This is a genomic window from Butyricicoccus sp. Marseille-Q5471 (assembly GCF_951230135.1).
GTDB lineage: Bacteria > Bacillota > Clostridia > Oscillospirales > Butyricicoccaceae > Agathobaculum.
The window spans coordinates 64,254-77,994 of sequence record NZ_CATNVC010000007.1; the positions used below are offsets into that span (position 1 = coordinate 64,254).

The 13,741-nt window shown below is 53.9% G+C and carries 13 protein-coding genes; 3 read left to right on the forward strand and 10 right to left on the reverse strand.

All coding sequences use genetic code 11. The annotated features are described in order from the left end of the window. Positions 1 to 25 precede the first annotated feature (25 nt). Positions 26 to 1,933: a sensor histidine kinase gene (locus tag QOX26_RS09270; protein ID WP_283674693.1), complete on the forward strand. Its 1,908-nt coding sequence runs from the start codon at positions 26 to 28 to the stop codon at positions 1,931 to 1,933. Positions 1,934 to 1,990: 57 nt separating this feature from the next. Here the strand turns inward: QOX26_RS09270 and QOX26_RS09275 are convergent, their stop codons facing one another. Then, positions 1,991 to 2,368: a hypothetical protein gene (locus QOX26_RS09275; RefSeq protein ID WP_283674694.1), complete on the reverse strand. Its 378-nt coding sequence runs from the start codon at positions 2,366 to 2,368 to the stop codon at positions 1,991 to 1,993. 126 nt (positions 2,369 to 2,494) lie between these two features. Further along, positions 2,495 to 4,252 (reverse strand): hypothetical protein, encoded by a 1,758-nt coding sequence (locus QOX26_RS09280; RefSeq protein ID WP_283674695.1) that lies wholly within the window; start codon positions 4,250 to 4,252, stop codon positions 2,495 to 2,497. A 727-nt stretch (positions 4,253 to 4,979) separates the two neighbouring features. Between QOX26_RS09280 and QOX26_RS09285 the strand changes: the two genes are divergently transcribed. Both QOX26_RS09285 and QOX26_RS09290 read left to right on the forward strand, forming a co-directional pair. Then, the gene (locus QOX26_RS09285) at positions 4,980 to 5,696 is read left to right on the forward strand and encodes a hypothetical protein (RefSeq protein ID WP_283674760.1); all 717 of its coding nucleotides are present in this window, start codon (positions 4,980 to 4,982) and stop codon (positions 5,694 to 5,696) included. A 260-nt stretch (positions 5,697 to 5,956) separates the two neighbouring features. Then, positions 5,957 to 6,085 (forward strand): hypothetical protein, encoded by a 129-nt coding sequence (locus QOX26_RS09290; RefSeq protein WP_283674761.1) that lies wholly within the window; start codon positions 5,957 to 5,959, stop codon positions 6,083 to 6,085. A gap of 136 nt (positions 6,086 to 6,221) precedes the next feature. Here QOX26_RS09290 and QOX26_RS09295 read toward each other — a convergent pair whose 3' ends face one another. From QOX26_RS09295 to QOX26_RS09330, 8 genes are all read right to left on the reverse strand, one after another. Continuing rightward, complete coding sequence (locus QOX26_RS09295) at positions 6,222 to 6,362, reverse strand: hypothetical protein (RefSeq protein WP_283674696.1); 141 nt, start codon at positions 6,360 to 6,362, stop codon at positions 6,222 to 6,224. A gap of 329 nt (positions 6,363 to 6,691) precedes the next feature. Further along, complete coding sequence (locus QOX26_RS09300) at positions 6,692 to 8,218, reverse strand: sulfatase (protein WP_283674697.1); 1,527 nt, start codon at positions 8,216 to 8,218, stop codon at positions 6,692 to 6,694. Between the two features lie 35 nt (positions 8,219 to 8,253). Then, entirely contained in the window at positions 8,254 to 9,051 is a 798-nt protein-coding gene (locus tag QOX26_RS09305; protein ID WP_283674698.1) for a sulfite exporter TauE/SafE family protein, read from the reverse strand. Next, complete coding sequence (locus QOX26_RS09310; protein ID WP_283674699.1) at positions 9,051 to 10,586, reverse strand: sulfatase; 1,536 nt, start codon at positions 10,584 to 10,586, stop codon at positions 9,051 to 9,053. Before QOX26_RS09310 ends, QOX26_RS09305 begins: the two co-directional genes overlap by 1 nt. Positions 10,587 to 10,637: 51 nt before the next feature. Beyond that, positions 10,638 to 11,381 carry an ABC transporter ATP-binding protein gene (locus QOX26_RS09315; protein WP_283674700.1) on the reverse strand — a complete coding sequence of 248 codons (744 nt, stop codon included), beginning with the start codon at positions 11,379 to 11,381 and terminating at the stop codon, positions 10,638 to 10,640. A 12-nt stretch (positions 11,382 to 11,393) separates the two neighbouring features. After that, complete coding sequence (locus QOX26_RS09320; protein WP_442870222.1) at positions 11,394 to 12,149, reverse strand: ABC transporter ATP-binding protein; 756 nt, start codon at positions 12,147 to 12,149, stop codon at positions 11,394 to 11,396. Then, the gene (locus QOX26_RS09325; protein WP_283674702.1) at positions 12,146 to 12,934 is read right to left on the reverse strand and encodes an ABC transporter permease; all 789 of its coding nucleotides are present in this window, start codon (positions 12,932 to 12,934) and stop codon (positions 12,146 to 12,148) included. The genes QOX26_RS09320 and QOX26_RS09325 overlap by 4 nt, the downstream gene beginning before the upstream one ends. Next, entirely contained in the window at positions 12,935 to 13,717 is a 783-nt protein-coding gene (locus QOX26_RS09330; protein WP_283674703.1) for an ABC transporter permease, read from the reverse strand. Between the last annotated feature and the right edge of the window lie 24 nt (positions 13,718 to 13,741).

The window sequence follows — 13,741 nt, forward strand, 5'->3', positions numbered from 1 at the left end:
AGGTGAGCATTTGAAGCGACAACATATGAAACAACAGCTGCCGCTTGCACTCGCGGGTTTACTCCTCTGCTTTTTTATTTTGCTGTTCTACACGGACAACCAATATCAGACGCCGCCACCCTATGCGCAAGGGGGTATACTCACCCTCTCGGAGGAAAATTTGGCGGACGGCAGGACGATTTTTCTCATCGACGGTTGGCGGCTTACCGATGCGCGTACGAACGCGCTCACCACCTACATCGGCGAGTTTTCGAACCTCCAACGGGGCGACAAGACCGCATCCCCCCACGGAAGCGCCACCTATCAGCTCATCCTGCGCTACAGCGGAGAGCCGGCAGAGGCAGTAATTCGCTTTCCCGCCCTCTTTTTTCGCTATACCATCGCGCTGGACGGCGCGGTACTGGCGCGGGGAAACGGCAGCGGACTTCTTTCCTTCACGCTGACCGAAGGGGATCATCTGCTGTCGGTGGAGACCGCATCTGCCGCCGGATATTACAGCGGGATGTACCATCCGCCCATGCTGGGAACCCCGCAGGCGGTGCTCCACACGACAATTCTCCAATGTATCGCCTACAGTGCCGTATGCTTCGCCACGCTGGCTTTGACTCTGTTTACGTGGACGCTGTGGAAAAAATCGAAGGATGCCCTCGCTCTGTGGTTCGGCAGACTTTGCTGCTGCTTAGTTTTGTATCTATCCTACTATTTTGTGCGTCTTTTGGCGCTTCCCGTGGGAGAATACTGGTTTTTTGTGCAGAGTGCGGCTCTATACGGGCTCTGTATCTGTGTGCTGCAGCTCACTGCCCTATCGGGCGGCATCGCTCAAAGCAAGGCTGCGGGATGGACGAGGCGGTTGATGATTTCATTTTCCGCGCTGCTGCTCCTGCTGGCGGCGCTGGTTCCGGTATTGCCTTGGTCGGTTTGGCTCCACGGCATCCTTACAAATTGCTACTATATATTTACCCTCTGTGCCACACTGCTATTGGTGCTTTCCGGAGAGCGAGCGGCAAGCAGAGAGCGGCTTTTCGCGAAGCTCGCCTGTACGGCTTTTGGCGTTGGACTGCTTTGCAACCTCTTTGCATCCAACCTATTTGAACCGATTTTGCTTTTCTGGCAGTTTGAGTGGTGCGCACTGCTTTTGGTGGGCCTGTTCGGCGGGATGATGGCGGTGCGCAACCAGCGGCTTCTGGCCGAAAATGCAGCGTTTCAAACCCACCTGGAGGATCTGGTCGCGCAGCGAACCACAGAATTAAAACATCTCTTGCAGGAACGCAAGGCATTTTTTGCCGACATGGCCCACGATCTCAAGGCCCCTGTGTTCGCGGCAGGCTCCTTTATTGAGGCTATTCGGTCGCATAATACAGGCGTGGACGGCGAGCTGCTGCGCTATATCGATCTGGTGGAGCAAAAGCAGCAGGAGATGATGCGTCGGGTACAAGGGCTGAGTGTGTTCAATCGAATGGACGAGCTGTCGGAACCCTATGCGCGCATTTCCGTGCAAACCCTGTTGGAGAATGTTTATCACTCCCACTACATGGCAGCGGAGGTTCAGTCAATCTATTTGCTCTTAGAGCCGCCAGAGGTCGATGGCATACTCTATGCTCAACCGAAAAAGCTGGAGATCCTGTTTGAAAATCTGATTGTCAATGCCCTGAAATTCACGCCGCCGGGCGGTAAAATCACCCTGACCGCCACCGTGGACATCGAAGGCTGCCACCTGTCCGTAGCGGACACCGGCTCCGGCATTTCTCCCGACGATGTCCCCCGCCTCTTTGACCGGTTTTATGTAGGTGCAAACGGCAAGGATTCCGGCAGCGGCCTAGGACTTTATATTGTAAAGAGTATTGTGGAGGAGCTGCACGGAGAAATCTGCGTTTCCACCCGAGTTGGCCACGGCACGGTGTTTTTAATCGATTTTCCCATTATAGGGAAATAATACATACAAAAAGAACCGCCCACACTTTTTAACAGTGTGAGCGGTTCTTTGATGTTTCTATTTTGTAGACAGCCATTTTTTAAGCTTGGAAAGCAGTCTGCCCACCGCGCCCGAGGAGGCAGTCGCCCCCGTTGTTGTCAGGGCGATGCCAACCGCTGCCGCGGCGCCCACCGCCAGTAGTCCCAGCGTAACCGCCGGTGGAAACTTCGCCTGATCCGGTCGGCTTCGGTCTACGGTTTGAGCGGAGGGGATTTGCGCAGACTCCGAAGGGCTCCATGTCGGTTTAGCAGTTTCCTCCGGCGCTGTTTCCGTATGCGAAGGCGGCGCATCCGGCTCCGGCGTCAGGGCAGGCGTAGGTAATAGGGGTGACTTCGGTATCGGCGCAGGGTTCTGCGTTGGAATTGATACCGGCGGCGTTACCCAGGTTGGCTTCATTCCCTTAGCCGGCTCAGGCTCGGGGGTTGGAATTAGCCCGGGTATTGGCTCAGGCTCCGTGGGCAGCGCGGGCTCGGATGGAGGCGGAACGGTCAAGGGCGGCTCGTTTTTATCGGGGGGATTCGGTCATTGACCGCCATCCCCATTTCCGTTTCCGGCGTTGTTTTCATTGCCGCCTGAACCACCGATTTCCGGCACTCTGGGCGGTGGGTCATATTCCCCCGGCCACGGCAGCGTCACAGTTTCTCCGTCGTAAACACCGTCCTTGATGGTTAGTCCAATCAAGAAACCGGAAATTTCCCCCTGCAAATACCGCTGATAGGGTGTGTCCTCAGGCTGTAACAAATCCACATAACCGTAAAGCGGTTTGGACTGGTTAGTGTCAACGGCTCGACGCGCCAGCAGATCTCCCAGCTGCGTCCAACCCGCCTCCCCCTCCACGAAGGAGTATGCCATGATTTCGGTGGCTCCACTGGGTTTAAGCGCAAAGGCAAGGGTAAGCGGAAGCTGATTCTCCGTTTCGTTTCCCGCAAGGCTTCCCCGCAGGGAACCCGCAGCCTTTGCGTTTTCGGCGACAGGATTAAGAACGACGCGAATTTCATCATTCAAAACCGGCTTTTCCGGCAGGATATAAATTCCCCGGCTCGTTTGCACCTGCGTTCCAGCAGGGATAATTATGCTGTTGGCTGCGTTTACAATTGTGAATGGTTCGCCCGCCGTCAGACTAAGCTCCGGCAGCGTATTCCACACGACTGCCGTCTCTACATAGCCCACCAGCGGATCGTATGGTGTATCCGGCAATGTGATTTGAATCTCCACCGGCACAGTATCCGGCAGCAGGGCATAAATTCCCTGTCCATCGACATTTTCAGGCACAGTGACCTGATATTTCCCGTAAGACGGACGGCCGCTCACACGCATAGTTTCCGGAAAGATTGCGTAAATCGTCGCGTCCTCCGGCAGAGGCTGCGCCGCGCCGCGAACCAGCTGAAAGGGCGAGGCATCATAGCAGACACCATCTTGCAGCGTGATTTGCAGCTTGATATAAAAGGAATCAATCCTTCCAGCCAGATAGCTTTTCAATGGCTCTACGGTGGCATGGGCACAGGTTTGGTTATACAGCTTTCTCTGCTCCTGTTCGTCCTGCGTGCCCAGCATATCCAGATTCCAGTCATAGGGTTGTTCCGGACAAATCACCTCATAGGTTTCACCGTCCAGCGAGTACATAGGGGTGACCTTGGCAGTGCCGGTCAGCCAATCGGAAAAGTGTCCCACCAGCACATCACCCTGTCCGGAGGTTTCAATCCTTGCCGTGAACTCGGGCGGAACGGTTGGCGCTTGACCCGTCTGCTCACAGGTAAACGACACGACTTCGGTATCTGTTTGTACGATGCTCTCGCCGACTTGCCGCATGATTTGCAGCTTGGTGTAGAGTGTATGCTCCGTTTGCCCGAGATACAGCCTAAGAGGACTGTCATTTTCACTCATACACAACTGAGTTAAGGCTGCCGTTCCCTCCGTCAAACCGGTCAAGTCCCATCGGCGCACACCGCCCTCCTCAGTAGTTTCCACCGTATCGTATCGGTTTCTATCAAAGGAATACAGTACCAGAATTTCCACCGTATCGGCGGGTATATGGCTTAACGTGCCGTACAGCCCCGGCGCGTCCCCATCGTTAATCAGCTCCATTTGCAACACAGGCGGGTATTCCTCTGTATTGGATGGTAAAAGAACAGCTTCCTCATCACCTGCATCATCACCATCCCGAACCTCGGTCACGGGCTGATGTTCCGGCAATGCCTCCGTCTCGACAGCAAGCACCGGAATCGTATTCAACAGCAGCAACACTGCCAGTATTGCAGTCCATTTTTGTCGTGTTAGCATAGATCCCCGCTCTCTGCGGCAAGGCGCCGCAGCACAATCTGATTGTTATCTTCCCCCTCAAACGAAGGAGTAGTAAAACTTACCTATCATTCATTTTAAGCCATCCGCACATCGATTGCAAGTTCGAACACAGCAGTATGTGCACCAACACCTTCAAGTGCGGGAGCAAACGTCCGCTGCCCTTAGGCGCGGATTGCTTCGGTTGTTCTGCTATCTGCGGCAGTCGCCTTTTCGGCCGTTCCTTAGCAAAAGCTCAATCCAGCGGAGGGATTTGAAAACACAGTATCATTTTTGGCTTCTTAACATTTGTTTTTCTGCTTTTTTCGCTCCTCTTTTCTCCTTTTAACTCCCATTCCTTGCACTACTTTCCATACTCATTTGATAGATATCTAGTCATATATTTATCCAACAGCAACAGATCCGCATCAAGTTTATAAGGATACCGGAACAAACCGTATGTTTACTTTCGTATCTCGTTACACTTCTCCTATGCCTTTTTCACAGCATCCTGATCTTCAAGTGATGCGTTGTTAGTGACCTCATCTGTTTTTCCCATTGATCGACCGGATTGCAAATGAATTCTGATCATGCAATATGCCATATCGTTCTTCGGTAGCATAATCTTTATAATTCACGTAAAACTCCGCGGTTCATTGCGCTGAACCCACAGTAGTTTCGGGGCTGTAAATTCAGCGAAGGCGATTCGGCGTTGTGCCGTACTCAGCAAATGCTGCGCACTATTTTTGAAAACGCGGCGTACACGGAATTGTTGCCGGTTGAGGTCATTGTGCACGCGATGGATGATATCGACGTACACCATCAGCTTGCGCTGATCGATGAGCTGATTGAAATCGAGCATATTGACGGACTGGCCATCATGCCGCCGGTCGGTCGGCCGCGGCGATGCTCGGATACGTCATGCACGGACAGGGCGTGTGCTGTGCGCTATTCGGTCGGATTCCAATTGGAACGACATCTATATTTCGTCGGTCGGGCGAAGCGGTGTGTATCAGGCGATTCAAAAAGCGGCGTTGCCGATCGGATTCACGTGGTCGTGCACGATGTCACGGCGGATAACATTGCAATGGTTCAGCAGGGCGTTGTCGATTTTGCCATCGGCCAGGATACCAAGACTCAGGGAACGCTCCCGCTTCGCATCTTATACGGATACTTGTCCCGCCGCCGCATGCCTGAAAAGCGTGTGCACATTACGGAGATTGCAGTCAAATTTCGCTGCAATCTGAGCCGGAATAAGACAGTCCCGGAAGCGATGCAGCTTAAAATGGCTGACCAGTGCACAAGTTATTTTCTATTCAGTCTAGCGCAGCTATATTGCTCAAAACAAAGCATCGGAGCAATCCAGATAGCTCCGATGCTTTGTGCAATGAATTCACTTCAATGCAGGCTGTGTTTTGCCGTGCAGATACGTACCGCTGCAGCATAACCGCTACTTCCGCACGAGTTGCATTGCCGTTAGAATCGAGCTCACCGCCGGTCTTTATCCCCTTCTGTGCTGCCCGCAGCATTGCGACCGTCGCATATGCCAAAATTTCGTCTGTATAACCGAACGCACCCATGGTGAGACCGGAAACGTCGGGGGCACCAGCGTAGCGGTACAGCATCGCTACCAGCTGCTCACGGGTGATATTACCTTCCACGTCAGTACCCTCTGACAAACCTGTCGACAACGACCAGGCGCGTGCATTGGAATACCAACTCGTACCGTCCGACTTTCCGTCCACCATCACGACGTCAATCGCGTATCCGCTGTCCGGTTTAGTTGTAATCATTGCGCTGCCGCCCTTGTTAACCTTGGCACTTGACGATGCTTGATAAACTAAAGTGCATTCATTGTCACTGCCATCAGAACGGATTACCAAGCAGACTGCGTGCTTGCCTGCTACATCCGCATATTGGCTGTAACCGTGGCATACTCGCCAGCCTCGCCGGCAACTTCCAGACTGCCGATCTATTTGCCCTGCGTATTGTTCTTATCAATATAAACATCGATCGTACCGGCCGTACCAAGCGGCTTGAGCGTGAGTGCAAGCTGCATCGTATTGTCCTGTCCGGCACCCGTGCCGAAATCCAGAAACCTATATCCTGCCACGCAGCCGTTTTCAGGTTGACAATGGGGTTATAATCTACGTTCTCACGGTATCCGCTGGTAATGTACGAGCCGCCGGTTAGGTAGCAGGACAGACCCGCATCCTGCTGACGGTAAGCGTCCAACCCATTCGTGTTAGCGCCTTGTGAGGTCATCTCCACCTGCGGAATCGCAACTTTGCCGTCCTCAGTAACCGTAACGGTGATTGGTTTCGGCATGCCAACGCTGCTGCTGAAGTCCATGTCGCTGTTGAGGCAGTATAGGTGCCCGTTTTAATGGTCTTCATATCCGCTTCCAGTTCGCCTGAACCGTATTTAGAATGTTTTTGATGATTATAGTCCCAAGCGCTCGTATTGTTCGGGTGGTGCATCGTGTATTTCCAGACTGTCTCGCAGCTTTTGAACGATCGTTGCCTCCAAGGCCGTGTCACAAATGGGGTGATCTTGTGCATAGTCCTGCTGCAAATCAAATAGCAATGACGCTTCATTATAGGGCGAGCGGCAGGAAAACTCCTGTGACGCATTGCCCCAATGAATGATATCGGCCGGGAATCGGTAAACCGGATAGTCTGTCCACGAGAGGAATCGACCCATTTCGATTTTATCATAATCCGCAACATTCACCGCATCGTTTGCGCCGTAGAACTGACGCAGCACGGTCGGCATTGCGGTGTAGACATACAGCGGCCGATCCGTCTCATCCTTTGCCGCGCGGAAATAGGTGTATCTGCCGTCCGTCCAACCTACCTGCTTACCAAAATATCCGAAAATCGCACTGTCACGCACCCGTTCAGCCTCGCCGCGCAGCAGCGGCAGCAGGCTCCTTCCGTGAATGGGATATTGCAGCACGTCCTCCGATACACCGAAGAACTCCATAACGGTGGGCAGTACATCGATATTTTCTGTCACCGCGCCGCAGCGGCCGGGTGCAATGCCGGGCGCCGCAATCATCAGCGGGATATGAAACACCTCATTATAAGGCGGCATATAATTTTTCGCCATATAGCCGTGCTCGCCGAGATGAAACCCATGATCAGTCGTAAAAATGACCATGGTATCCTTCCACATATCATGCTCATCCACCACATCCAGGATTTCACCAATATGGCGGTCGGTCATCGTCAGCAACGCCTTGCAGCGGCGGCGCAGGTGATCGGTTTCCGCTTCATCGAAAATATTGGGTTGATAATCGGGATGCTTCCAGTCTGGGCCCTCATACTCACCCGGTTTTTCGTACAAATCCAGATAGTGCTTCGGCGCATCATATGGCTCATGCGGGTCAAAGGCCTCAACCCACAGCATGAAATTGTCGGCCTGATGGTTCTCTTCCAGCCATTCGGCGGCGTGCCACATCGTTTTCACGCTCGGATACTCATATTCCGTGCGGAAATGACTGCGGTTTTCGCGCTCGGCCTCCGACCAAACGCCCTTGAAGTCCGCCGGCGGCACATCCGGACGAATTCCCGCTTCGCATGGACGTGTCCAGACCGGATCGCCCTCCTGCCCGCGCACCACATCCCATGCGGTGAAGCCCTTGGTGTAATTTTCGCCGCCCGGAATCAGATAATGTGCGTGATCGGCAAACATCTGCGTATGTACATTCTTTTCTCGTAAAATATCGGGCATCGACTGGTCAAACGGCTCCATGCCACCCCACGGCTTTTCCAAAAAATTCAGTCTGCCGGTCAAAATGTCTCGTCGGGCAGGCATGCAAGGCGCCGAACCGCACCAGTGGCTGTCAAATACGACCGACCGGTGCGCTAAGCGGTTCAGATTTGGGGTCAATGCCGGATCGGACGAGCCGTAAGCCTCCAGCATGCGTCGGCTGACGGTATCGCACAGAATAAATATGGTCTTCAAGTCAGATTTCCTCCTTTGTCGTTACAGCGCGCAGCTCATCCCAGATTGCGCACGATGTTGAGCACGCAAATGCCGAGCACCACAAGCTGTACTGTGTTAAAGCCCTTTTCTACCGTCTGATCGGGCAATGCACGGTTGAGCACCGCACCAATGAAGCCGCCCAGCACTGCGCCAATTACCATGACGGGCAGCATCGAAAAGTCAAACAGCGCAAAACCTGTTGAAACAGCCGTGGAAACAAGCTTTGATACCTGTGCGGCGAGAATGGTGACGATAGAACATACGGTCGCTGTTTTAATGCCAAACGAGAACACAAACAGCAGAATGGCAACGTTGATCGGCCCGCCGCCAATGCCGAGAAAGGATGAGAAAAAACCCAGCATCACGCCGACCAGCAGCGCCGGAACTGCCCCATTCAGTCCCAGAGTAGGCAGTTTGTCCTTCATCAGCATATAGCAGAACACAATAAGGATGAGCAGTCCGAGGCAGATATTTTGATACACCAGTACACGGCTGTTCGAGCCGGCCGCGGCAATCATTCCGTCAAGCACATGCACACCAAGGCTGCCGCCGACGACCGAGCTGACCGCGAGCAGCACGGACATCCGAGCAGGAAACCGCGTCTTCTGACGAATCTGCTTGCCGACCGACACGACCGACATCACCAGCACGGTGATGCAGGACAGCATACCGATTGTCGCCACATCATAGTCTCCCAGCACATCGAGCACCGGTTTTATGATGACGCCGCCGCCCATACCGGTCATTGCACCGACAGTTGTCGCTACGAGGGATACGAAAAAATAAACCAAAGCCTGCAAAACGAGTTCCATCAGTTTAGTCCAAGGCGCTCATACTGCTCGGACGGGCAATCGTGCGCAGCCATCGCGCGGCACAGCTTTTCTACCATCTGCGCTTCCAGTACTGCGTCTTTCAGCGGATGCTCCTGCGCATAATCCCGCTGCAAATCAAACAGTTGAGATCCCGTAATATAGTTGTTGATTTTTTCAAAGTTCAGTGCGTTATTGCTCCAATGGCAGGTCTCCGCAGCGACTTTATAAACCGGATAATTTGTCCATGGCAGATAGCGCCCCATCTCAATGGTGTCGATTTCTTCGCTGCTCATGGTATCCAGTCCGATATAGTCGTTCATCATCGTCATCATCGCGCCGTACAAGTAAAGCGGCTTGTTTTCCTCCCGCGCCTTGGCGCGCATGTAAACATAACGACCGTCGTATACATTGATTGTTTTTCCAAACACCCCAAACAACAGTTCATCGCGCACACGCTCCTGCTCGCCATACAACACAGGCAGCAGGCTTTTTCCGTGAATCGGGTTGCGGCAGGCCGTGTCCGGATCGATGCCGAAATACGACAGCACGGTTGGGAACACATCAATATTCTCAACCAGTGCATCCGACCGCCCCGGCTTGACGCCCGGCACCGCCGCCATAAACGGAATATGATGCACCTCGTTGTAATCCGGCATGTAGCACTTCGCTACATAGTTGTGCTCACCCAGCATAAAGCCGTGGTCGGTTGTGAAGATGACCATGGTATCCTCCCACATGTCATGCTCATCCAGCACATTCAGCAGCTTTCCCAGATACTGGTCTGTCATGGTGACCAGCGCCTTGTAACGGCGGCGGAAATGCGCAAGCTGCTCCGGGGTATAGTGATCCGCCGTGACATAATCCGGCCAGTACGGGTCGCTCTCCCCCATCTCGGGCCCCTCGTAGAGATCCATAAACTCCTTCGGCACATCAAACGGCTCGTGCGGGTCAAAGCCCTCGACCCAGAGGAAGAAATTATCTGCATCGTGATTGCGCTCCAGCCAGTCCGCCGCTGCGGTGAATGTCCGCGGTGTGGAATATTCGTCCTTCTTGCCCGCGTATTGCCGCATGGTCTGCTCATAGCACGCACCGTACCGCCCTACATAGCCCTTCGGCGCTTTTTCTGACGGTATGCCGCCCTTATCCGGCCCCCAGTAGATGGTGTCAAACTCGGTGCCGCGATGTAGGTTCCATGAGGTGAAATGTCCCCAGTAGTTCTCTCCGCCGCGCTCGGAGTAATGGAAATGGTCGGTCTCCATATGAGAATAAACGTTCTTTTCGCTGCGCAGAATCTCCGGCAGCGTGTGGTCGAACGGCTCGATACCGCCCCACGGACGTTCCAGAAAATTCAGCCGTCCGGTCATGATGTCACGCCGTGCGGGCATGCAGGGCGCGCTGCCGCAAAACGCTTGATCAAACACCACCGAACGCCGTGCCAGACGGTTGATATGGGGTGTGATAGCGGCCTCCTGTGCACCGTAGCAGGATAAAAAGCGACGGTTTAAACTGTCGGACAAGATGAAAATTGTTTTCATATTTATGTATCCTTTCTAAAAAAGGCGGCATTGCGCCGCCTTTTCCGTTCTCTACCACCATTTAATCAGCTCGGTTACCTCGTTTCGCACCTTTACGAACGCAGGGTCAACCACGCTTCGCGGGCGCGGCAGCGTGTTTTCGAGCTTCTTTTTAATCGTCGTCGGTTTGTTGGTCAGCACCAGAATGTTTTCGCTCAGGTATACGGCCTCCTCGATGTTGTGTGTAATGAAAATAACCGTCGTGCCCGTACGCTTCCACAGGCGAATCAGCTCATCCTCAAGTTTAAAGCGTAGCTCCACATCAAGTTGACCATAGGGTTCATCCATCAACAGCAGCTCGGGCTTTGTGGCAAAGGCGCGGGCGATTACCACGCGCTGTACCATAGACGTAGACAGCTCGACCGGGTAATAATCGCGGTACGCAGTCAGGCCGACGATTTCCAGCACCTCGGCCACTTCCTTTTTGATTGTCGCCTTGTCTATCCCCTTAATTTCCAAACCGAAGGCCACGTTCTGCTCGACCGTCAGCCACGGCATAGTTGAATATTCCTGAAAGATGTAGGCGATATTATGCTTTTTCAGATTAACCGGCTCACCGCCTATAAGGATTTCACCCGCAGACGGCTCGTACAGCTTGGTGATACAGTTCAAAAAGGTCGTTTTGCCGCAGCCGGTCGGTCCGACGATGCACAGAAACTCCCCTTTCTTTACGTCGAAAGAAATATCGTCCAGCACCAGCAGATCACCGAACCGCTTGGTCATGTTCTGAACCTTGACTTTAATGTTGTCTGACATGATTTTCTCCCCTTACAGCGTTTTGTCAACGACCGCCGAAATTTCCTCGCGCAGATGCAGGAATTCGGGTGCGACGTAATCGCGCGGTCGGGGCAGGTCAATCTTGTACTCGGTTTTGACCGTCGTCGGGCAGTTGGTCATCACGACGATGCGGTCGGCCAGATACAGCGCCTCTTCAATGTTGTTGGTAACGAACACAATCGTGCGCTTCTCCTTTTCCCAGATGCGCATCAGCTCCTCCTGCATCAGGTAGCGGGTCTGCGCGTCCAGATGGCCGAACGGCTCGTCCATGAACATGACAACCGGCTCGTTGCAATAGGCGCGTGCGATGCCGACACGCTGTTTCATACCGCCCGACAGCTTGGAGGGAAAACTGTTTTCAAACCCCTGCAGGCCGACCAGATCGATATAATACTGCGCCCGCTCGCGCCGCTCCTTTTTGGAGATGCCGCGGCTCTTGGGTCCGTACTCGACATTGCCCATCACGGTAAGCCACGGGAACAACGCGGTCGTCTGGTAGACGACGCCGCGATCCGGACCGGGCTTTTCAACCTTTTTACCGCTGACCGTGACCTCGCCGCCGGTCGCGGTTTCCAACCCCGCCATCACGTTAATGAGCGTCGTTTTGCCGCATTGTCCGGGGCCAAACAATACGACCAGTTCATTTTCCTCAACGGTCAGGTCAACTTTGTCGATTACATCGACCACGCCGCGCTCGGTTTCAAACCTTTTGGAAACGTCTTTGCAGACGATGACTTCATTTTTCATTTTCCTCGTTCGCTCCATGCACACAGTTTGGCTTCGATTCCACGCATCAGGATGGCCAGCAGATAGCCAATGGCGCCGACCGCGATGATGCCGACGAGAATCTGAACCGAGTTGTTGGTATCCTGTCCGGTAATGATTACCCAGCCCACGCCTTCCGACGAGCGCACCATTTCAGCCGCCACGACCGTCGCCCAGGCCGAGCCAAGCGCGATTTGCAGTCCGGCAAAAATATGCGGCACACAGGCGGGCAGCACAATCGACGTAAACACCCGGCGATCGCTCGCACCCAGCATTTTCGCCGCGCCAATCAGCACGGGATCGACTGATTTGACGCCCGCATAGGCGTTCATTGTAACGTTGCCGAAGGCTGCCAGAAAGATGAGAAAATACTTGGTGACCTCGCCGAGGCCGAACCACAGAATGGCCAGCGGAATCCATGCAATCGGCGGAATCGGGCGAATCATCTCGTAGATTGGGCGGAAAATCGCATCGATAATGCGATACCAGCCCATCGTAACACCAAGCACAATGCCGAGTGCCGAACCGGCCAGAAAGCCGACCATGACGCGCGACAGGCTCCACAGAATATGCCCCGGAATGGTATGTGTGCCCAGCGGCTGGACAAAGCTTACAAAGAATTTACGGAATACCTCGACCGGCCCTGCCAATACAACGCCGAGATTCGTCCCGTTTGTGGCAAAAAACCAAAGCAGGATGAAGGCCGCGATGGCGAGCGCCGCACAGATTGACTTTTGCGCCTTGGATGCGTCGTTAAACCGTCCCATTTATGCCTTCACTCCCTTCACAACCTTGTGCTCAATGATGGTCAGCACCCAGGTCAGCAGTGCGCCGATGGCGCCGATGGCAATCATACCTGCGATGATGACATCCGGTCGATAGATACCGCGCGCCTGCTGAATCATAAAGCCGAGACCCTTCGTCGAAGCCAAAAGCTCCGCAGCAACAATGGTCGTCCACGATGCGCCGAGTGCAACGCGCACGCCGGTCATCACCAGCGGCAGCGAGGTCGGTACGGCGATGCGGGTAAGCATCTGCCAATTAGATGCGCCGAAGGTCTGCCCCACCCACAGGTGCACGTCCTTCGTCTGCCGGATACCGGTGTACGAATTGAGCACGCAGGGGACAAACGCGGCAAGAAACACGGTAACCACCTTGGAGGTCATGCCGATGCCAAACATGATAATCATCAGCGGAATCCATGCGATGCCCGGCACAGGGCGAAGCAGATCGAACAGCGGCCGGGCAAACAGATCAACCTTTTTATACCAAGCCATTAAAATACCGAGCGGTGTGCCGATGACAACACCCATTAAATAACCGGACATTGCTACTCTCAGAGAAGAACCGATATGCTGGAACATGGTGCCCCCGTCCGGTGCGGGGTCGGATAGCTTTTTGATAAAGGTTTTCAGTACCACATCCGGTCCGGGGAGCGTCGATTCGGTGGTCAGTCCCAGTCCGCTCGATACCAGCCACCAGACGAAAATAAACAACGCTACCGACAGTACCGATATGGCGGCGTATTTTCCGCCGTTTTTCTTTTTCATGCAATTCACCTCGTCAATTTCCAT

Excerpts from the sequence above, each read along its gene's own strand:
- QOX26_RS09270 (WP_283674693.1), top strand. The coding sequence starts at position 26 with ATGAAACAACAGCTGCCGCTTGCACTCGCGGGTTTACTCCTCTGCTTT.
- QOX26_RS09275 (WP_283674694.1), bottom strand. The coding sequence starts at position 2,368 with ATGAAGCCAACCTGGGTAACGCCGCCGGTATCAATTCCAACGCAGAAC.
- QOX26_RS09280 (WP_283674695.1), bottom strand. The coding sequence starts at position 4,252 with ATGCTAACACGACAAAAATGGACTGCAATACTGGCAGTGTTGCTGCTG.
- QOX26_RS09285 (WP_283674760.1), top strand. The coding sequence starts at position 4,980 with ATGCTGCGCACTATTTTTGAAAACGCGGCGTACACGGAATTGTTGCCG.
- QOX26_RS09305 (WP_283674698.1), bottom strand. The coding sequence starts at position 9,051 with ATGGAACTCGTTTTGCAGGCTTTGGTTTATTTTTTCGTATCCCTCGTA.
- QOX26_RS09310 (WP_283674699.1), bottom strand. The coding sequence starts at position 10,586 with ATGAAAACAATTTTCATCTTGTCCGACAGTTTAAACCGTCGCTTTTTA.
- QOX26_RS09315 (WP_283674700.1), bottom strand. The coding sequence starts at position 11,381 with ATGTCAGACAACATTAAAGTCAAGGTTCAGAACATGACCAAGCGGTTC.
- QOX26_RS09320 (WP_442870222.1), bottom strand. The coding sequence starts at position 12,149 with ATGAAAAATGAAGTCATCGTCTGCAAAGACGTTTCCAAAAGGTTTGAA.
- QOX26_RS09325 (WP_283674702.1), bottom strand. The coding sequence starts at position 12,934 with ATGGGACGGTTTAACGACGCATCCAAGGCGCAAAAGTCAATCTGTGCG.
- QOX26_RS09330 (WP_283674703.1), bottom strand. The coding sequence starts at position 13,717 with ATGAAAAAGAAAAACGGCGGAAAATACGCCGCCATATCGGTACTGTCG.